A 21177-nucleotide genomic window follows, 5' to 3' on the forward strand; every position below is an offset into this window, starting at 1 on the left:
AAACCGGGCGCCGTGGGGGCGGCGCCCGGGTCGTCCGGTACGCGCGTGGGCGGCGCGCGTGCCGGACGGCCGGCGGGTCAGCCGCCGGAGGTGTCCAGTTCGGCGTCCTCGGACACGCCCGCGCAGTCGTAGGGGTCCTTCAGCCAGCCGTCCGGCAGCACGACCCGGTTGTTGCCGGAGGTACGGCCGCGCGGTCCGTCGGCGCCCGACGGCCACGGCTGGTCCTGGTCCAGCTCGGCCAGCCCGTCGGAGAGTTCGGCGAGCGACGAGGTGATCGCGAGACGCTTGCGCATCTCCGAGCCGACCGAGAAGCCCTTGAGGTACCAGGCGACGTGCTTGCGGAAGTCGATGACACCGCGCGCCTCGTCGCCGATCCACTCGCCGAGGAGCGTGGCGTGGCGGACCATGACGGCCGCGACCTCGCGCAGCGTCGGCCGCGCGTAGGCGTCGGGGCGGCCCTCGAAGGCGGCCACCAGGTCGCCGAACAGCCACGGCCGGCCGAGGCAGCCGCGCCCGACGACGACCCCGTCGCACCCGGTCTCGCGCACCATCCGCAGCGCGTCGTCCGCCGACCAGATGTCGCCGTTGCCGAGGACGGGGATCTCCGGCACGTGCTCCTTCAGCCGGGCGATGGCGTCCCAGTCGGCGGTGCCGCCGTAGTGCTGGGCCGCGGTCCGGCCGTGCAGCGCGATGGCCGTCACGCCCTCCTCGACCGCGATCCGTCCCGCGTCGAGGAAGGTGATGTGGTCGTCGTCGATGCCCTTGCGCATCTTCATGGTGACGGGCAGGTCCCCGGCGCCGCTGACGGCCTCGCGCAGGATCGCGCGCAGCAGGTTGCGCTTGTACGGGAGGGCGGAGCCGCCGCCCTTGCGGGTGACCTTGGGGACCGGGCAGCCGAAGTTGAGGTCGATGTGGTCGGCGAGGTCCTCTTCCGCGATCATGCGGACGGCCTTGCCGACGGTGGCGGGGTCGACCCCGTAGAGCTGGATCGAGCGCGGCTTCTCGGTCGCGTCGAAGTGGATCAGCTGCATGGTCTTCTCGTTGCGCTCGACCAGCGCCCGCGTGGTGATCATCTCGCTGACGAACAGGCCCTTGCCGCCGCTGAACTCGCGGCACAGCGTGCGGAACGGCGCGTTCGTGATCCCGGCCATGGGGGCCAGGACGACGGGCGGCTGCGCCTTGTGGGGGCCGATCGAGAGCGAGGAGTTCAGCGGGGAGTCCACCGTGGACGTGGGCGTGGGCATTACCCCATTGTGGCGTACCGCGCCGGATGCTCGCACGGAAGATCGTGTAGCGGTCATTAGTTAGACACACTATCGACAACGACGTACCCTGACGGCATGCCTGAGCTCAGCCACCGTCACCGGATACTGGTGCTCGCGATCTGCTGCATGAGTCTGCTGATCGTGAGCCTCGACGTCACGGTCCTGAACGTCGCCCTGCCCTCGATGCAGCAGGAGCTGCACGCGAGTGTCGCGGGGATGCAGTGGACCATCGACGCGTACACCCTGGTGCTGGCGTCCCTGCTGATGCTCGCGGGCTCCACCGCCGACCGCATCGGCCGGCGCAAGGTGTTCATGACGGGCCTGGTCCTGTTCACCATCGGCTCGGTGCTCTGCTCGCTGGCCCCGAACCTCGACACGCTCATCGTCTTCCGGATGGTCCAGGCCGTCGGCGGCTCGATGCTCAACCCGGTGGCGATGTCGATCATCACCAACACCTTCACCGACCCGCGCGAGCGGGCCCGCGCGATCGGCGTCTGGGGCGCCGTGGTCGGCATATCGATGGCCGCGGGACCGCTGGTGGGCGGACTGCTCGTCGACACCGTGGGCTGGCGGTCGATCTTCTGGATCAACCTCCCCGTCGGCCTCGCCGCGCTCCTGCTGACCCTGCGCTTCGTCCCCGAGTCCCGCGCCCCGAAGGCCCGCCGCCCCGACCCGGTCGGCCAGCTCCTCGTCATCGCCCTGCTCGGCTCCCTCACGTACGCGATCATCGAGGCGCCCACCTCCGGGACCGTCCACACCCTCTCCTTCGGCGCGGTCGCCCTCGTCGCCCTGCTGGGCCTGCTCCGGTACGAGTCCCGGCGCGACGAACCCCTCATCGACCTGCGCTTCTTCCGCTCGGTGCCGTTCAGCGGGGCCACCGTCATCGCGGTGAGCGCGTTCGCCGCGCTCAGCGGCTTCCTGTTCCTGTCGACGCTGTACCTCCAGAACGTGCGCGGTCTGAACGCCCTGCACGCGGGCCTGTGGATGCTGCCCATGGCGTTCCTGTGCTTCGTCTGCGCGCCCGTGTCGGGACGCCTGGTCGGCAACCGCGGTCCCCGGCCGTCGCTGCTGATCGCCGGTGTCGCGATGACCGTGAGCGGGGTGCTGTTCGCCGCGTTCGAGGCGGAGACGTCGAACGTCACGCTCGTCATCGGCTACGTCTTCTTCGGCATCGGCTTCGGCTTCGTGAACGCGCCCATCACCAACACGGCCGTCTCCGGCATGCCCCGCGCCCAGGCGGGCGTGGCCGCCGCCGTCGCCTCGACCAGCCGGCAGATCGGCGGCACCCTCGGTGTCGCCGTCATCGGCGCGGCCCTCGCCTCCGGCGTCCAGGCCTCCGCCTACCGGGACACCTTCGTCGCGGCCTCCCGCCCCGGCTGGTGGATCATCACCGCCTGCGGTGTCGCCGTCCTCGTCCTCGGCTGGCTCAGCAGCGGGCGCCGGGCCCGCGCGTCGGCCGAGGAGACGGCCCGCCTGCTGGAGTCCCCGGAGATCCGGGACACGGCGGGCGTACGCGCCCAGGACCCCTCCGCCGCCTGACCGGACCGGCGGCGGGGGCCGTCCCCGGATCAGACCGCCCCCGGTGCCTCCACCCGGGACGGCGCTCCGGCCCGGTCCTCGTTCTCCGCTCGCGCCTCGGCCTCGGCCTCGGCCTCCAGGGCGATCGCGTACAGCTTCTCCAGCCGTTCGCGGCTCTCCTCGTCGTGGGGCGGGTACGTCACCATGCGGGCGCCCAGGTCGGGGGCGAGCCACAGGTCCGTGTGATCGACGGTGACCAGGCCGACGTACGGGTTCGCGAACTTCTTGGTCTTGCCGCGGGTGGCGGCCACCTCGTACCGGTCCCAGTTCTCACGGAACTCCGCCGACTCGGCCCGCAGCCGCTTCAGCAGCGTCTTCCAGGCGGGCTCCCCCAGGTGCCCGGCCATCGACGCGCGCAGCTTCGCGGCCATCAGCCTCGTGGTCTCGTCGAGCAGGACGATCGAGGAGCGCCACTCCTCGTTGGTGTAGGCGAGCAGGACGCAGTTGCGGTCGGCGGGCGGGACCGTGTCGAGGTCGCGCATCATCAGCCGGGCATAGGTGCGGTTGTACGCCAGGATGTCGTACCGGCTGTTCTGGATGCAGGCCGGAACCGGCTCCAGCCGCGTCAGGATCCGGCGCAGCGCAGGGGTGATCACCGCGCACTGCGCGGCGGGCGTGGGGTCGACCGCGCCGGCGAGCTGGAAGAGGTGGGCCCGCTCGCTGGTGTCCAGCAGCAGGGTGCGGGCCAGGGCGTCGAGGACCTGCTCGGAGACCTGGATGTCGCGCCCCTGCTCGATCCACGTGTACCAGGTGACCCCCACCGCGGAGAGCTGGGCGACCTCCTCGCGGCGCAGGCCCGGCGTGCGCCGCCGGCGGCCACGGGGAAGCCGGACCTGCTCGGGCGTGATGCGTTCGCGGCGGCTGCGCAGGAAGGTGGCCAGCTCGTGCCGCCGGATCTCGCCCGCGCGGGAAGCCGCACCGGCGCCCGGCGCCACCCCATCGCCGGCCGGCCGCGCCGGGTCCGGATCCCGGCCCGTGGCCGGCGGTCGCGCGGGCACCGCGTTCGCGGCCGTCTCGCGTGCCATCGTCGTCATGCCTCCAGCGTGCCGCCCGGCGCAGCCTGTTGCCAGGTAGTGCTTGTACCAGGATAAGAAGACTCTGGTACCCGTCTGAGTACGGGAGAAGTCTGGAGGACGTGACCGAAACCGGAACTCTCACGACCACCGTCCGCGCCCCCACGGCGCCACCCGCGCTCAGCGGCCTCGGACTCTTCACCGTGCTGCTCGGCGCGGCGCTCCCCCTGATCGACTTCTTCATCGTCAACGTAGCCCTTCCGACCATCGGGCATGACCTGAACGCGAGCGAGGCCGTCCTCGAACTCGTCGTCGCCGGCTACGGGGTCGCGTACGCCGTCCTGCTCGTCCTCGGCGGACGGCTCGGCGACCTGTTCGGGCGCCGCCGGCTCTTCCTCGGCGGCATGGCGGCCTTCGGCCTGACCTCGCTCGCCTGCGGCCTCGCGCCCACCGCCTGGACCCTGGTGGCGGCGCGGGTCGCGCAGGGCGCGGCGTCCGCGGCGATGCTGCCGCAGGTCCTGGCCACCATCCAGTCGGCGACCTCCGGACCCCGCCGGGCCAAGGCGATGAGCCTGTACGGCGCCACGGCCGGCCTGTCCATGGTGGCCGGGCAGATCCTCGGCGGCCTGCTGGTCGCGGCCGACGTCGCGGGCACCGGCTGGCGCTCGGTGTTCCTCGTGAACGTGCCCGTCGTCGTGCTCGGGCTGGTCCTGGCCCGCCGTGCCGTCCCCGAGACCCGCTCGCAGCGCCCGGAGCCGATCGACACCCCCGGCACGATCCTGCTGGCGGTCGCCCTGCTGGCCCTGCTCGCCCCGCTCACCGAGGGCCGGGCCGCGGGCTGGCCGCTGTGGACCTGGGTGTCGCTGGCCCTGTTCCCGCTCGCGGCCGCGGCCTTCTACCTCGTCGAACGCCGAGCGGACCGGCTCGGCCGCACCCCGCTGGTCCCGCCGAGCCTGTTCGAGCTGACCTCGCTGCGCCGGGGCCTGATCATGATCGTGCCGTTCTCCATCGGCTTCAGCGGCTTCATGTTCGTGATCGCGGTGGCGCTGCAGCGCGGCGAGGGGCTCGGTCCCGTCCCGGCGGGGCTGGCCCTCGCGCCGATGGCGGTCGTCTTCTTCGTCACGTCCCTGTGCGGACCCCGGCTGATCGCCCGGTACGGCACCCGGGTGGTCACCGCGGGCGGGCTGATCCAAGGGGTGGGTCTGGTCCTGATCGCGCTGGCCGCCCGGCGCTCCTGGCCGGACCTCGGGGTGGCGGAACTGCTGCCCGGAGCGGCCGTCGCCGGCGCGGGCCAGGCGCTCCAGCTGCCCGTCCTGATCCGGATCATCCTCTCCGAGGTGCCGCCCGCGCGGGCGGGCGTGGGCAGCGGTGTGATGGCCACCACCCAGCAGGCGGCGCTCGCCGTCGGGGTGGCCACTCTCGGCACCCTGTTCCTGTCCCTCGTCCCGTCCCACGGGATGCGGGACGCCCTGGTGACGACCCTCCTGGTCCAGCTGGCCGGCGTGGCCCTGACCACCGCGCTGAGCCTGCGGCTGCCGCGCACGATCGGCTGAGGATCCGGCCCGCGGCGAAGACCGGCCGCGGGCCCGCGCGGGTCCTCGCCGGACGTTCCGCCCGCGCCGGACACACCGGCCGCGCCAGCCGGTCGTCCGGCGCCCGGCCTCCTCACGGCCACCGGCATATGCACTGGCCATGAGCCTGCGGCCCTCCCCCCAGGGGCTGTTGACACCAGTGGTGCGTCATGTCGTACTGAGTCGCACCGAAGTCGAACGGAGAGCGCCCGGCGATGGCCCGGCGCGTTCCGTCCGGCCGACCCGCGATCCACGATCCGAGGAGACTCCGTGGCCGAGATCAAGATCCGCGCGCTGGACCGGAGAAGGACCCGGGACGCGAGCGGTTCCGGACACTGAGCTATCCCACACCCGCCGACGTCACCCGCACCGCCGAGGCCCTGACCGCCCGGTATCCCGGCCTGTGCCGGCTGAGCACGATCGGCCACTCCCGGCACGGCGTCCCGCTGCGGATGCTGAGCGTCGGAAGAGGGCCTCGGCACGCCCTCGTGGTCGCGGGCGCACACCCCAACGAGTACGTCGGCGGAGGCACCCTCCTGGAGCTGGCCCACCGGGCACTGGGCGGCGAACGGCCGGGCACCGTATGGCACTTGCTGCTGTGCCTCGATCCGGACGGAGCACGCCTCAACGAAGGCGGGCACCGGGCCGACACCCTCTTCGGCCACTACCGGTCCTTCTTCCGCCCCACCGCCGACGAACAGCCCGAATGGGCCCCCGCCCTCCCCCGCCCGCGGTTCCTGCCGGAGAGCCGCGCCCTGCTCGACGTCATCCACCGGCTGCGGCCCTACATCCAGATCTCCCTGCACGGCACGGACATCGGCGGCACCTTCGCCCAGCTCACCCGGGACGTCCCCGGCCTCGACCGGACCCTCGCGGCCTCCGCCGAACGGCTCGGCATCCCGGTCGAGAGGGCCCCGCTGGACGCCATGCACTGGCCCACGAGCGCTCCCGGCGTCTTCGTCCTGCCGCCGCCCGGAGCACCCGAACGCCCCACCGCCTTCCCGGAGAACGCCCACCGCTCCACCTGGCTCGCCCCGCACGCCCACGGTGGCGTCACCGCGGTGCTGGAGGTACCGGTCTGGGCCGCCGCCGGATTCGCCGACCTCGCGCCCCATCCCGCTCCGGAACAACGGCTGCGGCACTGGGCGGAACGGCTGCGGGACTACGCCCACACCGTCCGCGGCCACTACGAACGGGCCCGCCCCCATCTCCCGGACCCCGGTCCGGACCCCGGCTTCAGCATGCGCAGGGCCGTGGCCGAAACACTGCGCGTGTGCGGCCCGTTGGCCGACAGCTGGGACCCCGCGCACCCGTCGTTCACCCCGCTCCCCGGCCTCACCCGCGCCCGCACCGCCAGCATCGAGGGTTTCGCCCGGCGAACCCCGCTCCGGGCCGCGGCCATGCTGCTGCGCCTGCTGGAGGAGTACGCGCCCGCCCCGGGGACCGCGTCCCAACGCACCGAGCTGGAGGCCCTCGTCGCGCGCTGGTGCGCCGCCTATTCGGCGAGTTTCACGGCGACCTGGGTACCGGTGGACCGGCAGATAGAACACCAGGTCAACGTCACCACGGCCGCCGTGGAGGCCGCCGAGGGGCACCTCGCCCCGTCCTGACCGCGACGGCACCCGCGCCGGGCTCGGCGAACTCACCGCCGAAGAACCCCCGTTGATCTTCACCATGCTGCACACTCCTTGCTGCGCAGACGAAGCGGGAGAACCAGGAGGCGTCATGCTTCAGATGAACACGAGCAAAGTGAGCCGCTGGGACCAGCACGGCCGCGAGCACACCGTCCACGTACAGCGGGCGGGCGTCCAGCGCACCATCCGGTGCGAGACGTGCGGCTGGCGCAAGAACACCCAGTTCCTGCCCTGGCTGAAGGCGGAGGAGCACCTGGCCGAGGAACACCAGGCGACGGTCGACCCCAAAGAGGCGTGAGCGCGGCGCCGAAGCGGCGTGAGAACGACCCCGAAGAGGCCTGAGGGCGGCGCCGAAGCGGACGTGGGACCCGTCGTCACTTTGGTCCAGACCTATTGACGAAAGGTCTGGACCGCGCGACTGTCATGCCTACGACACCTCACCGCACCCCCACCGGGAGGCCTCGCATGATCCGTCGGAAACTGCGTCCGCTCGCCGTCGCGCTGGCCGCGGCCGTCCTCATCCCCCTGTCGATCGCGGGCGCCCCCGGCGCCCACGCCGCGGACACCTGCGCGGTGAAGTCCCGTCCCGCCGGAAAGGTCCTCCAGGGCTACTGGGAGAACTGGGACGGTTCGGCCAACGGTGTGCACCCGCCCTTCGGGTGGACGCCGATCACCGACTCCCGTATCGCCGCGCACGGCTACAACGTGATCAACGCGGCGTTCCCCGTCATCCGCCCGGACGGCACCGCGCTGTGGGAGGACGGGATGGACGCGGGCGTGAAGGTCGCCACGCCCGCCGAGATGTGCGCGGCCAAGGCGTCGGGGCAGACGGTCCTGCTGTCCATCGGCGGAGCGGCCGCCGGTATCGACCTGAGCTCGACCGCGGTCGCCGACCGTTTCGTCGCGACGGTCGTGCCCCTCCTGAAGAAGTACAACTTCGACGGCATCGACATCGACATCGAGACCGGTCTCGTCGGCAGCGGCAGCATCGGACAGCTCTCCACGTCGCAGGCCAACCTGATCCGGATCATCGACGGGGTGCTGTCCCGGATGCCGTCGAACTTCGGGCTGACGATGGCGCCGGAGACCGCCTACGTCACGGGCGGCAGCATCGCGTACGGGTCGATCTGGGGCGCCTACCTGCCCATCGTGAAGAAGTACGCGGACAACGGGCGCCTGTGGTGGCTGAACATGCAGTACTACAACGGCAGCATGTACGGCTGCTCCGGCGACTCCTACTCCGCGGGCACCGTGCAGGGCTTCACCGCCCAGACCGACTGTCTCGACAAGGGGCTCGTGGTGCAGGGGACCACCGTCAGGGTCCCCTACGACAAGCAGGTCCCGGGGCTGCCCGCCCAGTCCGGCGCGGGCGGCGGCTACATGGCCCCGAGCCTCCTCTCCCAGGCCTGGCGCCACTACGGCACCTCCCTCAAGGGCCTGATGACGTGGTCGGTCAACTGGGACGGCTCGAAGAACTGGACCTTCGGCGACAACGTGAAGGCGCTGCAGGGCCGCTGAGGCCCGCCGGACGGCGCTCCGTCCCCGCCGGCCGCCGGCCGCACCGACGCCCGGACACCCCATGGTCCGGGACAACGCGAGGCCCCCGGTTCCCTGCTCGGGAACCGGGGGCCTCGTGAGCGCGCGGGCCCAGGTCAGCAGCCGACGAGGCGGCCGGCCAGGTAGCCCTCGATCTGGTCGAGCGAGACACGCTCCTGCTTCATGGAGTCGCGCTCGCGCACCGTGACGGCGTTGTCGTCGAGGGTGTCGAAGTCGACGGTGACGCAGAACGGCGTGCCGATCTCGTCCTGACGGCGGTAGCGGCGGCCGATGGCGCCGGCGTCGTCGAACTCGATGTTCCAGTTCTGGCGCAGCGCCGTGGCCAGGCCCTTGGCCTTCGGGGACAGATCCGCGTTGCGGGACAGCGGCAGGACCGCGACCTTCACCGGGGCGAGACGGTGGTCGAGGCGCAGCACCGTGCGCTTCTCCATCTTGCCCTTGGCGTTCGGGGCCTCGTCCTCGACGTAGGCGTCGAGGAGGAACGCGAGCATGGCGCGGCCGACACCGGCGGCGGGCTCGATGACGTACGGGGTCCAGCGCTCTCCGGCTTCCTGGTCGAAGAAGGAGAGGTCCTGGCCGGAGGCCTTGGAGTGCGCGCCGAGGTCGTAGTCGGTGCGGTTGGCGACGCCCTCCAGCTCACCCCACTCGTTGCCGCCGAACTGGAAGCGGTACTCGATGTCGGCGGTGCGCTTGGAGTAGTGGGAGAGCTTCTCCTTCGGGTGGTCGTACCACCGCATGTTCTCCTCGCGCATGCCGAGACCGGTGTACCAGTTCCAGCGCTGCTCCATCCAGTACTCCTGCCACTGCTCGTCCTCGCCCGGCTTGACGAAGAACTCCATCTCCATCTGCTCGAACTCGCGGGTGCGGAAGATGAAGTTGCCGGGCGTGATCTCGTTGCGGAAGGACTTGCCCATCTGGGCGATACCGAACGGCGGCTTCTTGCGCGAGGCGACCTGCACACTGGCGAAGTTGGTGAAGATGCCCTGGGCGGTCTCGGGGCGCAGGTAGGCGACGGAGCCGCTGTCCTGGGTCGGGCCGAGGTGGGTGGAGAGCAGACCCGAGAACTGCTTGGGCTCGGTGAAGGTGCCCTTGTTGCCGCAGTGCGGGCAGTTCAGGTCGGCCAGGCCGTTCTCCGGGAGGCGGCCGTGCTTGGCCTCGTACTGCTCCTCCAGGTGGTCGGCGCGGAACCGCTTGTGGCACGAGGTGCACTCGGTCAGCGGGTCCGTGAAGGTGGCGACGTGACCGGAGGCGACCCACACCTCGGGGGCCAGGATCACGGACGAATCGAGACCGACCACGTCCTCGCGCGACGTGACCATGTAACGCCACCACTGGCGCTTCAGGTTCTCCTTGAGTTCCACGCCGAGCGGGCCGTAGTCCCAGGCGGCACGCTGTCCGCCGTAGATCTCACTACAGGGGAAAACGAAGCCACGGCGCTTGCTCAGGCTGACGATGGAATCGATCTTGTCGGCGGCCACGGTGCTCTCTTCATTACGAACGGACGGCAGCGAATGCTTCAGGTTACCGGCGCCAGCCACCCCCGCATCAAATCGGTTCCCGCGGTAGGCCGCTTCCTGCCGATTGGATCCGCTTGATACCCGTTGCCGACGAGCGCGCGGGCGTCGTCACGAGGGCTTGTTGACAATCGTTTCCAGATTTGTTGAAAATGACTGTCATGAACGTACGACGACGCCTCATATCGGGGTCCGCCGCCGTGGCGGCCACCGCCCTCGGCCTCGGCGCCCTCACGGCCTGCTCGGGTTCCGCCTCGGCCGACGCCCGGAACGACGGCAGACTCGACGTCGTCGCCTCGTTCTACCCGCTCCAGTACCTCGCCGAGGAGATCGGCGGGTCGCATGTGAGCGTCACGACCCTGACCCGCCCCGGCCAGGAACCGCACGAACTGGAGATCAGCGCCCGGGAGACCGCGCGGCTCCAGGAGGCCGACGCCGTCCTCTACCTCAAGAACCTCCAGCCGGCCGTCGACGACGCGGTGGCCCAGTCCGACGTGAAGACCAAGGTCGACGCGGCCTCGCTGACGACGCTGGAGAAGCACGGCAACGAGGTCGGCGGGCACGCCGCCGCCCACGACCACGGCGAGGGCGAGGACACCGGCGCCGCCGACCCGCACGTCTGGCTCGACCCCGTGCGCTTCGGCCAGGTGGCCGAGGGCGTGTCGGCCGCGCTGAAGAAGGCCGACCCCAAGCACGCCGCGGACTACGAGAAGAACACGGCGGCGCTGCGGACGAAGTTCACCGCGCTGGACAAGGACTTCCGCGACGGGCTCGCGAACACGAGGACCAAGACCTTCATCACCACCCACGCCGCGTTCGGCTACCTCGCCGAGCGCTACGGGCTCACCGAGGAGGCCGTCAACGGCCTCGATCCCGAGTCGGAGCCCAGCGCGAACCGGGTGAAGGCCCTGGAGAACCTGGCGAAGGCCGACGGCGTCACGACGGTGTTCTACGAGACGCTCGTCAGCAACGAGACCGCCGGCACCATCGCCCGGGACGTGGGGCTGCGGACGGACGTCCTCGACCCCGTCGAAGGCATCACCGACAAGTCCAGGGGCAGCGACTACGTGCAGGTCATGCGGTCGAACCTGAAGGCCCTCCAGACGGCTCTCGGAACGAAGTGATCACTGTGGAGGACGTCGTGAGCGAGTCCGTCGTAACCCTGCGCGGTGTCCGGGCGGAGCTGGGTTCGCGCCCGGTCCTGCGCGGCGTGGACCTGACCGTGCGCCGCGGGGAGGTCGTCGCGCTGCTCGGCGCCAACGGCTCCGGCAAGTCGACCGCCGTGCGGGGCATCATCGGCCAGGTGGCCGTCAGCGCGGGCGAGATCGAGATCTTCGGCGTTCCGCGCCGCCGCTTCCGCGACTGGCACCGGGTGGGCTACGTCCCGCAGCGGACCACGGCCGCGGGCGGCGTGCCGGCGACGGTCACCGAGATCGTCGCCTCGGGACGGCTGTCCCGCGCCCGCCTCGGCATCCTGCGCAAGGCCGACCACGCGGCCGTACGACGGGCCCTGGAGCTCGTCGGGATGGCGGACCGCGCCAAGGACTCCGTGAACGCCCTGTCGGGCGGACAGCACCAGCGGGTCCTCATCGCCCGCGCGCTGGCCTCCGAACCCGAACTGCTGATCATGGACGAGCCGATGGCGGGCGTGGACCTCGCCAGCCAGGAGGTGCTGGCCGCGACCCTGCGCGACCAGGTCGCCCAGGGCACGTCCGTGCTGCTCGTCCTGCACGAGCTGGGCCCCCTGGAGCCGCTGATCGACCGCGCGGTCGTCCTGCGGGACGGCTGCGTCCTGCACGACGGCCCGCCGCCGAGAGCGGTCGGCCAGCACGCCCTGCCGGGCCACGACCACGTACACCCGCACGCGGCTCATGACGCCGAACCCCACCGGACGGGACTGCTCAGCTGATGGACATCCTCGACTACGCCTTCATGCAGCGGGCGCTGCTCGCCGCCGTCCTGGTGGGCGTCATCGCGCCCGCCGTCGGCATCTACCTCGTCCAGCGCCGTCAGGCCCTGATGGGCGACGGCATCGGCCATGTGGCGATGACGGGCGTCGGCCTCGGCTTCCTGCTCAACACGTCACCGGTGTGGATGGCGACGGCCGTGTCCGTGCTGGGCGCCGTGCTCATGGAGCTGATCCGCTGGTACGGCAGGACGCGCGGGGACATCGCGCTGGCCATGCTCTTCTACGGGGGCATGGCGGGCGGCGTGATGTTCACCAGCCTCGCGGGCGGCTCGACCGCCAACCTGACCTCGTACCTCTTCGGCTCGCTGTCGACGGTGAGCGAGTCCGACGTGACGGCGATCTTCCTGCTGGCCGCCTTCGTCCTGGTGGTCACGCTCGGGCTGCGCCGACAGTTGTTCGCGGTCAGCCAGGACGAGGAGTTCGCGCGGGTGACCGGTCTGCCGGTGCGCGCCCTGAACCTGCTGACGGCGGTCACGGCGGCGGTCACGGTCACCGTCGCGATGCGGGTGGTCGGCCTGCTGCTGGTGAGCGCGCTGATGGTCGTGCCGGTCGCGGCGGCCCAGCAGCTCACCCGGAGCTTCGCGGCGACCTTCGCCGTCGCGGTGGCGATCGGGGTGAGCGTGACGATCGGCGGCACGGTGACGTCGTTCTACCAGGACGTGCCGCCGGGCTCGACGATCGTCCTGCTGACGATCGGCGCGTTCATCGCGCTGACGGCGCTGGCGACACCGCTGGCCCGGCGCCGGGCCCGTGCGCAGGCCGCCGCGCAGGCCGCCGGGGATCCGGCGGAGTGCGCGATTCCGGCCACCCGCGGACCGGAGAGCACCGTCGGCGTCTGACCGGGCACAGCCCGGACTGGCACAATGGCCGGGCAAGTGCAGACGTGAGGAGGCAACGGTGACAACCGCTGGATCGCCCGTCCGGGGCCGCTCCACCCGGCAGCGTGCCGCCGTGGCGGCCGCGCTCGACGAGGTGACCGAGTTCCGCAGCGCGCAGGAGCTCCACGACATGCTCAAGCACAAGGGCGACTCGGTCGGGCTCACCACGGTCTACCGCACGCTCCAGTCCCTCGCCGACGCCGGCGAGGTCGACGTCCTGCGCACCTCGGAGGGCGAGTCCGTCTACCGGCGCTGCTCCAGCGGCGAGCACCACCACCACCTCGTCTGCCGCGTCTGCGGCAAGGCCGTGGAGGTGGAGGGCCCCGCGGTGGAGAAGTGGGCGGAGGCCATCGCCGCGGAGCACGGCTACGTGAACGTGGCCCACACGGTGGAGATCTTCGGCACGTGCGCGGAGTGCGCGGCGGCGAAGGGCTGAGCCCCCTCCCCCCGGGGCAGACGCGCGCGAGAGCCGCGAGGGCTCAAACACGGGTCATATTGCGGTCGAGGATCGCTCGCAGCCGGTCGATGTCCTCGGGGGTGCGGACGGCCCGCTTGGGCAGCAGGGTGGGAGCGTCGGCGGTCGTGTCGGAGCCGAGCACGACGAAGACGGTCCTCGTCTCCCGGTAGCGGTGCCGAGCGCCCCATCTGCGCACCCTGGTGCCTTTGTCCGTGGTCGCCGTCACCCCGGCGTCGGTGACGGTCATGTGAACGGTGCCGTGCGGCTCCGCGAGACGTTGCAGTCGGCGGGCCCAGGACACGGGCACGGACCAGGCCGCGGCCACGAAGAAGAACGTCCCTCCCAACCGGATCACCACCGCCGTCGTGTGGCCGGCGGACCACGAGACCGCCGCGCTCGAGCAGCCGGAGGCGACAAAGGCGACGAGCCCCCAGATCACCGTCGGGCGGTCCGGGCTGACGCGGAACTGCGCCCACACCGCCGCCGTGAAGTCACTCGTTCTCGGCCGGTACTCCAGCTCGACGGCATCCGCCCCGTGCGCCCGCTCCGGCACCCCGTGCGAACCCGCGCCCTCGACCACGACCCCTCCCCGGTTCGGTGGTGATGGGCCGTGATCGTAGCGCCGGATTCGAACAATGGTGCCGACTAAGGGAGTTAGGACCCGTCGCCCCGCATGGCCTGCTCCATCGCGAGCAGTTGCTCGTTCGGGACGGCGCCGCCGAAGCGGCGGTCGCGCTGCGCGTACTCGACGCAGGCCCGCCACAGGTCACGGCGGTCGAAGTCGGGCCACAGCACGTCCTGGAAGACCATCTCGGCGTAGGCGCTCTGCCAGAGCAGGTAGTTGGAGGTGCGCTGCTCGCCGCTCGGGCGCAGGAACAGGTCCACGTCCGGCATGTCCGGGTAGTACAGGTACTTCTGGAGGGTCTTCTCGTTGACCTTGGACGGGTCGAGGCGGCCGGCCTTCACGTCCTCGGCCAGCGCCTGCGCCGCGTCGGCGATCTCGGCGCGGCCGCCGTAGTTCATGCAGAAGTACAGCGTGAGCGCGTCGTTGTCCTTGGTCTGCTCCTGGGCGATCTGGAGCTCCTTGGCGACCGACTTCCACAGCTTGGGCATGCGGCCCACCCAGCGCACCCGGATGCCGAGCCCGTCGAGGGTGTCGCGGGTCTTGCGGATGAAGTCGCGGTTGAAGTTCATCAGGAAGCGCACCTCGTCGGGCGAGCGCTTCCAGTTCTCGGTGGAGAAGGCGTACAGGGAGATGCTGCCGACGCCGACCTCGACCGCACCCTGGAGCACGTCGAGGACGCGCTCGGCACCGACCTTGTGCCCCTCGGTGCGGGGCAGCCCGCGCTCCTTGGCCCAGCGGCCGTTCCCGTCCATGACGATCGCGACATGGTTCGGGATGAGCTCGCCGGGGAGTTTGGGCGCGCGGGCACCGGAGGGGTGCGGTTCCGGCGCCTTGTACTCGCGGCGCCGGCTGCCCAGGATCCCGCGTACGACCATGTGCTTCTCGTCTCCCTCTTGCTCGCGTGCGCCGGGCGCTCGTCTCGCTCTGCTTGCTGTCTGTGCTGTTGTGCCGCGCCGGTGCGCCGTCGCCGCCCCGGCCTGCCGGGGCGGCGCCTACTTCTCCACGTACCGCAGGGAGCGCAGTCCGCGCTCCAGATGCCAGTGGAGATAGGCCGACACCAGCCCGCTGCCCTCCCGGACGTGCCGCGGCTCGCACGCGTCCGCGGTCTCCCAGTCTCCCGTGAGCAGCGCGCCGAGAAGTTCGAGGGCCTGAGGCGAGGGTACGACGCTGCCGGGCACCCGGCAGTCGCCGCAGACGGTTCCTCCCGCGGCGACCGAGAAGAAGGGGTTCGGTCCCGGCATGCCGCATTTGGCACAGTCGCTGAAGCTGGGCGCGTAGCCGTTGACCGCGAGGGAGCGCAGCAGGAAGGCGTCGAGGACGAGATGCGGCTCGTGCTCGCCCCGGGCGAGCGTGCGCAGCCCGCCGACCAGCAGCAGATACTGCTGCACCGCGGGCTCCCCCTCGTGGTCGGTGAACCGCTCGGCGGTCTCCAGCATCGCGGTCCCCGCGGTGTAACGCGGGTAGTCGGTGACGATCCCGCCACCGTACGGAGCGATCGTCTCGCTCTGTGTGCACAGGGGCAGTCCGCGGCCGATGAGTTCACTGCCCCGCGCGAAGAACTGCACGTCCACGTGGGAGAAGGGTTCGAGGCGCGCCCCGAACTTCGACTTGGTCCGCCGGACCCCGCGCGCCACCGCCCGTACGCGGCCGTGACCGCGCGTGAGCAGCGTGATGATCCGGTCCGCCTCACCCAGCTTCTGGGTGCGCAGCACGATGCCGTCGTCGCGGAACAGACTCATACGGCCCATTCTCGCCTACGGCGCACGCGTCCCGGCCCGGACGGGTCGCTTCGCGTCCGGGGCCTTGTCCCGAGCGCCGCCCGGGACACCTCACCGCGCCCCGGGAGCACCCCGGGGACACCCCCGCGCCTCACGGCGCCCCGGCCGGTTCACAGCACCTCGCCACGGCTGCGGGCGTTGACGTACGCGGTCGCCGCGCTGATCCGTTCCGCCGCGGTCGCCTGCCGGACCGCCTCCGGCACGCAGTCCCACTCCCTGCCGCCGCCGAGCGGCCTGAGCTGCACGTACGGCCCTTCGTACCCCATGACCACGCCGATCCTCCCGGTACGCGTGTCGACGGCGCAGGAGCCGGTCGGCGGCCGTACCGCCTTCATCGCAGGGCCGCCGCGAGCCGGGCCGCGACCTCGACGGAGCAGCCGCCCAGGACGATCAGCGGACAGGGTGTGTCGCGCGCCACGCTCGCCGGGTCGACCCGCAGGGACGGCAAGATGATTCCGGCCCGCGCGAGCGCCGTCCGTAAGTCCTGCACAGTTTCCTCCGCCTCTTCGACGCGGTGCGCCGAGTCCCGCCGGCCGTCAGGCGGCGTGTGTACGTGCGTCCGTCCGTGCGTTCGTCCGTGCGTTGGCGCTTGTCCTCGTGCGTGCTCTTCCTTCACCTGTTCCACCGGCCCTTGTCGATTTCACGCTTCGCATCCTCATCGTGACGCTCCGCATCTAAAATCGGCAGGGTCCCGCTCGCTACAAGCACGGTGCAGTGCAAGGGGGTTGGCCCATGGCCAACGGTTCGCGGCAGGCCGCCTGGGAGTTTTTCGGTTCAGAACTGAAACGACGCAGGGAGGGTGCGGGTTTCACCCAAGCGGAACTGGGGGCTCGGGTCTTCGTCTCCGGCGGCTATATCGGCCAGTTCGAACAGGCCATCCGCAAGCCTCAGTTGGACGTGGCTCAGCGCATCGACACGCTGCTGCGCAGCGACGGCTTCTTCGAGCGCATGTGGCACAAGCTCATCGACGACAAGCGGTACGCGGGGTATTTCGCGGCCGTGGTCGAACTGGAGCGGACGGCCACGAGGATCGCGGAGTTCGCGCCCGCGCTGGTGCCGGGTCTGTTGCAGACGGCGGGGTATGCGCGGGCGGTCATGCTCGCGGGCAACCCGTTCGCCCCGGACGAGTACATCGAGGAGAAGGTGAGCGCTCGTCGCGAACGGGCGCACATCCTGGACGACGCGAGCGGGCCCGTCTACTGGGTGATCCTGCATGAACAGGTGCTGCGGGTCCCGGTCGGCGGACCGGTGACGATGGCAGAGCAACTGGACCACGTCATCGGCCTCGTACGGCGGCGGCGTGTGCTCGTGCAGGTGCTTCCGTACGCGGTGGGGGCGTATCCGCTCATAGGTCGGATGGTCCAGCTCATGGAGTTCCCCGACGCCCCGCCGACCGCCTATACAGAAGCCGTGTATTCCGGCAACCTGCTCGATGAACCGGCCCTGGTTCAGCGGGTGCGGGAGGCATACGATCTGCTCAGGGCCGCCGCGCTGCCGCCGGACGCGTCCCTGTCTCTGATCGAATCGGCGACGGAGGACCACAGACGATGCGCGAGTACGACCTGAGCCTTGCTCGGTGGCACAAAAGTACCTACAGCGACGACAACGGCGGCAGTTGCCTCGAAGTCGCCGCCGGAGCCCCCGGTGTCGTCCCCGTCCGGGACAGCAAGCTGCCGGACGGCCCCGTACTGCTGATCGGCACCGACGCCTGGGCCGCGTTCGTCGCCGACTTCGCGGGCTGAACCTCCGCGTCACCGGGCAGCGTCACGAGTACGCGCGGCCCGGTTCACCGACACCAGTCCCGCCTCGTACGCGATGATCACCAGGTGGACGCGGTCCCGTGCGTTCAGTTTCGAGAGCAGGCGGGTCAGGTACGTCTTCACCGTGGCCACACTGATGAAGAGCCGCTCGGCTATCTCGGTGTTGGACAGCCCGCTGCCGACCAGTGTCAGGACCTCGCGCTCGCGGTCGGTGACGCCCTTCAGCTCGGATCGTCCACGGGCGAGTTCCGGGCGGGCGGCGGTGAAGTCCTGGATGAGCCGACGGGTGATGCCCGGGGCGATGAGGGCGTCTCCGGCCGCCACCACGCGCACCGCCGTGATGATGTCGTCCAGGCCCGTGTCCTTGACCAGGAACCCGGACGCGCCGGCGCGCAGCGCCCCGTACACGTAATCGTCGTCGTCGAAGGTGGTGAGGACGACGATCCTCGTCGGGCTCGTCGGCGCGGAGGTGTCCGCCGTGATCCGGCGGGTCGCCTCGATGCCGTTCATGCCGGGCATGCGGATATCCATGACGACGACGTCGGGGCGCAGTTCTCCGGCGAGCGCCACCGCCTCCTCGCCGTTCTCCGCCTCGCCCACCACCTCGATGTCCTCGATGTCGGCGATGACCATGCGCAGGGCCGTGCGGATGAGCTGTTGGTCGTCGGCGAGGACCACGCGCACCGTCATCGGGCGCCCGCCCCACCCGTGGCCGGGAGCGGGAGGCGGGCGCTCACCCGGAACCCGCCCTCGGGGCGCGGGCCCGCGGTGAACTCGCCGTGCAGCAGGGCGGCCCGCTCGCGCATGCCGATGAGACCGAATCCCGTATCCGTGGTGCTGCCCCTGCCTCGGCCGTCGTCGGTGATCTCGACCGAGACCTCCGTGTCGCGGTGGTCGACGGTCACCCGGCAGACGGTCGTCGCCGCGTGCCGCAGGACGTTGGTGACGGACTCCTGCACGATCCGGAACGCGGACAGGTCGATGTCCGACGGGAGCCTGCGCCGCTCGCCGGTCCAGTGGATGTCCACGCGGACCCCGGCCGCGGTCGCCGCGGCGGCCAGCCGGTCGAGGTCGGCCAACCCCTCGGCGGGGCCCGGCGGCACGGCCCGCGCGGTGCCGGTCCCGCCCTCGCCGGACACGGCGGGAAGGGCCGTCTCTGCGGAGCCGTGTTCCCGGGACCGGTCCCGCGGGTCCGCGTCACCGCCGTCATCCGGGCCGCCCGGGTCCGGGTCTCCCGAGGGGCGGTGCCGCTCGCCCCCGCCCGTCCGGGCCTCCTGGCCCCCGTGGTCCGCCTCGCGCAGCGCGACGAGCATGCGGCGCAGCCCGGCGAGGGTCTCGCGGCCGGCCGTCTCGACCGCCGTCATCGCCTCGCGGGCGGCGTCCGGCTGGGTGTGCGCGACCCGGGCCGCCGCGCCCGCCTGGAGGGCGATGATGCCGATGCTGTGGGCGACCATGTCGTGCATCTCGCGGGCGATGCGCAGGCGTTCGTCGGTGACGGCCTGGCCCGCCGCCCGGGTCCGCAGCTGTTCGGCGTGGACGCGGGTGCGGTGGGTGGCGTCACCGAGCAGCCAGGAGACGACGGCGGTCAGCGCCACGGTCAGCGCCACGAGCGTCTCCACGTTCCATCCCATCAACATCCGCACCACCAGCCAGCCGACCGGAACGGCGAGCGCCATGGCGAGCGCGGTCACCGCGGTACGGCGGGGCCGGGCGGCCGCGATGAAATAGAGGGCGACGTCGACGGCCAGGTACTGGGCGAGCCGGACGGCTCCCACCCCCAGATTGCTGGTGAGCAGGGCCGCCGCCATGAGCAGCAGGGTCAGGGCGGTCAGCGGCCGGCGCGTGAGCCGGTGGCTGCCGGCCAGCGCCAGGACGCATGCCACCGTGAGGAACAGCAGCCCGTCCCAGCGGTAGAACTGGGCAGCGGGCAGCTCGTCGGCCGCCGTCGCGCCGGGCAGCCGGATCCGCGCGAGGAAGGTGAACACGGTGCTGGCGCACCAGGCCACGGCGACCCAGGCCCCGGGCGGCACACGCTTGAGCAGGGGAAGCGGTTGCGTGACATGCATGCGTCGATCGTATGCAGCGGGCCGGACGGGAACATCAATCTGCGGATGTACGACCGGGGTTGACACGGGACACGTGAGACAGGTGCTCACGGACCCGCACCCGAAGGGAAGCATCCTCCGTTTCCGGGCGACGCGCCCCTAAGGGCTGTCGTTCGAATCAGCCCGGCGCGCCGAAGCGGCCTACGTACGCGCGCTGCCACGGGGTCTCGACCGCGTGCCGGTCGTAGTGCTCGCGTACGTACGCCACCGCCTCGCGGGGCGGTACGCCGTCGAGGACCGCGACGCAGGCCAGGGCCGTGCCGGTGCGGCCCCGGCCGCCGAAGCAGGCGATCTCGACGCGTTCACCGGCGGACCGCCGCCAGGCCTCCGTGAGCACCTCGTGGGCCTCCGCCCGGTCGGCGGGCAGCCGGAAGTCCGGCCAGCGCACCCAGTGGGCCTCCCAGGGGACCGGGGGCGGCTCCTTGCCGAGCAGATACACGGCGTACGCCGGCTCGGGACCTCCGTCGGCCGGAAGCGGCCGGCGCAGCCCCCTGCCCCGGATCAGCCGTCCGGAGGGCAGCGACAGCACCCCGGCGCCGTCCGGGTCCCAGGTGGCGCCGTCGGAGCCGGTGCCTGACCGCGCGCCTGGTTCGGGTGCGGTCTCGGATTCGGGTTCGGTCACAGGGCCAGCGTAGGACGGTGCGCGGGGCCGGGGCCCGGGAGCGGGCGGGAGGCCGACGGGGTCTTCGTTCAGCTCACGCCGCGGGAGCCCTGGGCGGCGCGCGCCTCGATGCCCCGGAAGTGGTCGGCCATCGCGCGCTGGGCGCCCTCGACGTCCCGTACCCGCAGGGCCGTGAGGATGTCGCGGTGGCGGCGGGCCGTCACCTCCGGGGTGATGTCGTCGGTCCAGCCGCGCACCACGGCGACCCGCCGGAACACGGTCCAGAACGCGCCGAGCAGCTGGGGGACGAGCGGGTTGCCGAGCGAGGCGTACAGCAACTCATGGAACCGGCTGTCGAGTTCGGGGAAGGAGCGGCCGTCGTCGCCCGCCGTCTCCATCTCCGTGACGACGGCTTCGAGCCGGTCCAGTTCCTCCTCGGTCAGCACCTCGGCCACCCGGCTTATCAGCCCCTCCTCCAGTACCTCGCGGACCTGGAGGATCTCGGCCAGCGCCGCGGTCGGATCGTCCGGACGGGCGAGTGTGCGGAAGGTCAGTCCGTCGACGAACGGCGTCATGGACGCCTCACCCACATAGGTGCCGTAGCCGTGCCGGATCTCGACTATGTCGAGCGCCTGAAGGGCCTTGAGCGCCTCACGGACCGAATTGCGGCTCACGCCGAGATCGTTCATCAGCTCGGTCTCGGTGGGCAGCGGCGCACCGGCCCGAAGCCCCTGGTCGAGGATCAACTGCATGACCTCGCGCTGGATCTGGCTGCTCACCCGGCGCTCGGGCCGGCGCCGGTTCCCGGTCTCCTCAGGCATGCGCCGCATCGTACGCTCGCTGGACATCGGACGTCCCACCTCCGGGCTGAT

Annotated in this window: 23 protein-coding genes; 11 read left to right on the forward strand and 12 right to left on the reverse strand. The window is 71.5% G+C overall.

Annotation, left to right across the window (positions count from 1 at the left end; all coding sequences use genetic code 11):
- Positions 1-77: 77 nt before the first annotated feature.
- Positions 78-1244, reverse strand: coding sequence for a tRNA dihydrouridine synthase DusB (dusB, locus tag ACFYW9_RS20145; protein WP_351867128.1), 1167 nt, complete (start codon positions 1242-1244; stop codon positions 78-80).
- Between the two features lie 96 nt (positions 1245-1340).
- Here dusB and ACFYW9_RS20150 point away from each other — a divergent pair, with 96 nt between their 5' ends.
- Positions 1341-2804: an MFS transporter gene (locus tag ACFYW9_RS20150; RefSeq protein ID WP_389151891.1), complete on the forward strand. Its 1464-nt coding sequence runs from the start codon at positions 1341-1343 to the stop codon at positions 2802-2804.
- Between the two features lie 29 nt (positions 2805-2833).
- Here ACFYW9_RS20150 and ACFYW9_RS20155 read toward each other — a convergent pair whose 3' ends face one another.
- Positions 2834-3877 carry a helix-turn-helix transcriptional regulator gene (locus ACFYW9_RS20155; RefSeq protein ID WP_389151895.1) on the reverse strand — a complete coding sequence of 348 codons (1044 nt, stop codon included), beginning with the start codon at positions 3875-3877 and terminating at the stop codon, positions 2834-2836.
- A gap of 101 nt (positions 3878-3978) precedes the next feature.
- Between ACFYW9_RS20155 and ACFYW9_RS20160 the strand changes: the two genes are divergently transcribed.
- The 4 genes from ACFYW9_RS20160 (at position 3979) to ACFYW9_RS20175 (ending at position 8579) form a co-directional block, all read left to right on the forward strand.
- Positions 3979-5409 carry an MFS transporter gene (locus tag ACFYW9_RS20160; RefSeq protein WP_389151898.1) on the forward strand — a complete coding sequence of 477 codons (1431 nt, stop codon included), beginning with the start codon at positions 3979-3981 and terminating at the stop codon, positions 5407-5409.
- Between the two features lie 233 nt (positions 5410-5642).
- On the forward strand, positions 5643-7037 hold the full coding sequence (locus tag ACFYW9_RS20165; protein WP_389151901.1) for a M14 family zinc carboxypeptidase: 1395 nt from the start codon (positions 5643-5645) through the stop codon (positions 7035-7037).
- Positions 7038-7152: 115 nt separating this feature from the next.
- Positions 7153-7359 (forward strand): hypothetical protein, encoded by a 207-nt coding sequence (locus ACFYW9_RS20170; protein ID WP_328668932.1) that lies wholly within the window; start codon positions 7153-7155, stop codon positions 7357-7359.
- A 167-nt stretch (positions 7360-7526) separates the two neighbouring features.
- Positions 7527-8579, forward strand: coding sequence for a chitinase (locus tag ACFYW9_RS20175; protein WP_389151904.1), 1053 nt, complete (start codon positions 7527-7529; stop codon positions 8577-8579).
- Between the two features lie 134 nt (positions 8580-8713).
- Here ACFYW9_RS20175 and ACFYW9_RS20180 read toward each other — a convergent pair whose 3' ends face one another.
- The gene (locus ACFYW9_RS20180) at positions 8714-10096 is read right to left on the reverse strand and encodes a glycine--tRNA ligase (protein WP_389151907.1); all 1383 of its coding nucleotides are present in this window, start codon (positions 10094-10096) and stop codon (positions 8714-8716) included.
- A gap of 197 nt (positions 10097-10293) precedes the next feature.
- Between ACFYW9_RS20180 and ACFYW9_RS20185 the strand changes: the two genes are divergently transcribed.
- From ACFYW9_RS20185 to ACFYW9_RS20200, 4 genes are read left to right on the forward strand one after another with little or no spacing between them, the layout of a single operon-like run.
- Entirely contained in the window at positions 10294-11256 is a 963-nt protein-coding gene (locus ACFYW9_RS20185; protein WP_389151910.1) for a metal ABC transporter substrate-binding protein, read from the forward strand.
- Entirely contained in the window at positions 11256-12041 is a 786-nt protein-coding gene (locus ACFYW9_RS20190) for a metal ABC transporter ATP-binding protein (protein WP_351867322.1), read from the forward strand. Before ACFYW9_RS20185 ends, ACFYW9_RS20190 begins: the two co-directional genes overlap by 1 nt.
- Positions 12041-12940 (forward strand): metal ABC transporter permease, encoded by a 900-nt coding sequence (locus ACFYW9_RS20195; protein WP_389151913.1) that lies wholly within the window; start codon positions 12041-12043, stop codon positions 12938-12940. Before ACFYW9_RS20190 ends, ACFYW9_RS20195 begins: the two co-directional genes overlap by 1 nt.
- Positions 12941-12998: 58 nt before the next feature.
- The gene (locus tag ACFYW9_RS20200; RefSeq protein ID WP_328555661.1) at positions 12999-13415 is read left to right on the forward strand and encodes a transcriptional repressor; all 417 of its coding nucleotides are present in this window, start codon (positions 12999-13001) and stop codon (positions 13413-13415) included.
- A gap of 43 nt (positions 13416-13458) precedes the next feature.
- Here ACFYW9_RS20200 and ACFYW9_RS20205 read toward each other — a convergent pair whose 3' ends face one another.
- The 5 genes from ACFYW9_RS20205 to ACFYW9_RS20225 form a co-directional block, all read right to left on the reverse strand.
- A complete protein-coding gene (locus tag ACFYW9_RS20205; protein WP_389151917.1) occupies positions 13459-14016 on the reverse strand; it encodes a YcxB family protein in 558 nt (185 codons plus the stop codon).
- Between the two features lie 74 nt (positions 14017-14090).
- Positions 14091-14936 carry an isoprenyl transferase gene (locus ACFYW9_RS20210; RefSeq protein ID WP_389151921.1) on the reverse strand — a complete coding sequence of 282 codons (846 nt, stop codon included), beginning with the start codon at positions 14934-14936 and terminating at the stop codon, positions 14091-14093.
- A gap of 117 nt (positions 14937-15053) precedes the next feature.
- Positions 15054-15800: a DNA repair protein RecO gene (gene recO, locus ACFYW9_RS20215; protein WP_389151924.1), complete on the reverse strand. Its 747-nt coding sequence runs from the start codon at positions 15798-15800 to the stop codon at positions 15054-15056.
- Positions 15801-15949: 149 nt separating this feature from the next.
- The gene (locus tag ACFYW9_RS20220; RefSeq protein WP_389151927.1) at positions 15950-16174 is read right to left on the reverse strand and encodes a hypothetical protein; all 225 of its coding nucleotides are present in this window, start codon (positions 16172-16174) and stop codon (positions 15950-15952) included.
- Positions 16171-16329 carry a hypothetical protein gene (locus ACFYW9_RS20225; RefSeq protein ID WP_351867086.1) on the reverse strand — a complete coding sequence of 53 codons (159 nt, stop codon included), beginning with the start codon at positions 16327-16329 and terminating at the stop codon, positions 16171-16173. The genes ACFYW9_RS20220 and ACFYW9_RS20225 overlap by 4 nt, the downstream gene beginning before the upstream one ends.
- Before the next feature lie 242 nt (positions 16330-16571).
- Between ACFYW9_RS20225 and ACFYW9_RS20230 the strand changes: the two genes are divergently transcribed.
- Together ACFYW9_RS20230 and ACFYW9_RS20235 are read left to right on the forward strand one after the other, a co-directional pair.
- Positions 16572-17405: a Scr1 family TA system antitoxin-like transcriptional regulator gene (locus ACFYW9_RS20230; protein WP_389151932.1), complete on the forward strand. Its 834-nt coding sequence runs from the start codon at positions 16572-16574 to the stop codon at positions 17403-17405.
- Positions 17387-17581, forward strand: coding sequence for a DUF397 domain-containing protein (locus ACFYW9_RS20235; protein ID WP_389151935.1), 195 nt, complete (start codon positions 17387-17389; stop codon positions 17579-17581). The genes ACFYW9_RS20230 and ACFYW9_RS20235 overlap by 19 nt, the downstream gene beginning before the upstream one ends.
- Positions 17582-17590: 9 nt before the next feature.
- On the opposite strand, the gene ACFYW9_RS20240 is transcribed toward ACFYW9_RS20235, so the two are convergent.
- From ACFYW9_RS20240 to ACFYW9_RS20255, 4 genes are all read right to left on the reverse strand, one after another.
- The gene (locus tag ACFYW9_RS20240) at positions 17591-18289 is read right to left on the reverse strand and encodes a response regulator (RefSeq protein ID WP_389151939.1); all 699 of its coding nucleotides are present in this window, start codon (positions 18287-18289) and stop codon (positions 17591-17593) included.
- Positions 18286-19665, reverse strand: a complete 1380-nt coding sequence (locus tag ACFYW9_RS20245) for a sensor histidine kinase (protein ID WP_389151943.1) — start codon at positions 19663-19665, stop codon at positions 18286-18288. Before ACFYW9_RS20245 ends, ACFYW9_RS20240 begins: the two co-directional genes overlap by 4 nt.
- Before the next feature lie 157 nt (positions 19666-19822).
- Positions 19823-20233, reverse strand: coding sequence for a protein-tyrosine phosphatase family protein (locus tag ACFYW9_RS20250; protein WP_389152182.1), 411 nt, complete (start codon positions 20231-20233; stop codon positions 19823-19825).
- Positions 20234-20394: 161 nt separating this feature from the next.
- Positions 20395-21135, reverse strand: coding sequence for a FadR/GntR family transcriptional regulator (locus tag ACFYW9_RS20255; protein ID WP_328458427.1), 741 nt, complete (start codon positions 21133-21135; stop codon positions 20395-20397).
- Between the last annotated feature and the right edge of the window lie 42 nt (positions 21136-21177).

The organism is Streptomyces sp. NPDC002698 (assembly GCF_042888945.1).
Classification (GTDB): domain Bacteria; phylum Actinomycetota; class Actinomycetes; order Streptomycetales; family Streptomycetaceae; genus Streptomyces.

Excerpts from the sequence above, each read along its gene's own strand:
- ACFYW9_RS20185 (WP_389151910.1), top strand. The coding sequence starts at position 10,294 with ATGAACGTACGACGACGCCTCATATCGGGGTCCGCCGCCGTGGCGGCC.
- ACFYW9_RS20150 (WP_389151891.1), top strand. The coding sequence starts at position 1,341 with ATGCCTGAGCTCAGCCACCGTCACCGGATACTGGTGCTCGCGATCTGC.
- ACFYW9_RS20165 (WP_389151901.1), top strand. The coding sequence starts at position 5,643 with ATGGCCCGGCGCGTTCCGTCCGGCCGACCCGCGATCCACGATCCGAGG.
- ACFYW9_RS20210 (WP_389151921.1), bottom strand. The coding sequence starts at position 14,936 with ATGGTCGTACGCGGGATCCTGGGCAGCCGGCGCCGCGAGTACAAGGCG.
- recO (WP_389151924.1), bottom strand. The coding sequence starts at position 15,800 with ATGAGTCTGTTCCGCGACGACGGCATCGTGCTGCGCACCCAGAAGCTG.
- ACFYW9_RS20245 (WP_389151943.1), bottom strand. The coding sequence starts at position 19,665 with ATGCATGTCACGCAACCGCTTCCCCTGCTCAAGCGTGTGCCGCCCGGG.
- ACFYW9_RS20170 (WP_328668932.1), top strand. The coding sequence starts at position 7,153 with ATGCTTCAGATGAACACGAGCAAAGTGAGCCGCTGGGACCAGCACGGC.
- ACFYW9_RS20195 (WP_389151913.1), top strand. The coding sequence starts at position 12,041 with ATGGACATCCTCGACTACGCCTTCATGCAGCGGGCGCTGCTCGCCGCC.
- ACFYW9_RS20220 (WP_389151927.1), bottom strand. The coding sequence starts at position 16,174 with ATGAAGGCGGTACGGCCGCCGACCGGCTCCTGCGCCGTCGACACGCGT.
- ACFYW9_RS20255 (WP_328458427.1), bottom strand. The coding sequence starts at position 21,135 with ATGCGGCGCATGCCTGAGGAGACCGGGAACCGGCGCCGGCCCGAGCGC.
- ACFYW9_RS20230 (WP_389151932.1), top strand. The coding sequence starts at position 16,572 with ATGGCCAACGGTTCGCGGCAGGCCGCCTGGGAGTTTTTCGGTTCAGAA.
- ACFYW9_RS20240 (WP_389151939.1), bottom strand. The coding sequence starts at position 18,289 with ATGACGGTGCGCGTGGTCCTCGCCGACGACCAACAGCTCATCCGCACG.
- ACFYW9_RS20155 (WP_389151895.1), bottom strand. The coding sequence starts at position 3,877 with ATGACGACGATGGCACGCGAGACGGCCGCGAACGCGGTGCCCGCGCGA.
- ACFYW9_RS20235 (WP_389151935.1), top strand. The coding sequence starts at position 17,387 with ATGCGCGAGTACGACCTGAGCCTTGCTCGGTGGCACAAAAGTACCTAC.
- ACFYW9_RS20175 (WP_389151904.1), top strand. The coding sequence starts at position 7,527 with ATGATCCGTCGGAAACTGCGTCCGCTCGCCGTCGCGCTGGCCGCGGCC.
- dusB (WP_351867128.1), bottom strand. The coding sequence starts at position 1,244 with ATGCCCACGCCCACGTCCACGGTGGACTCCCCGCTGAACTCCTCGCTC.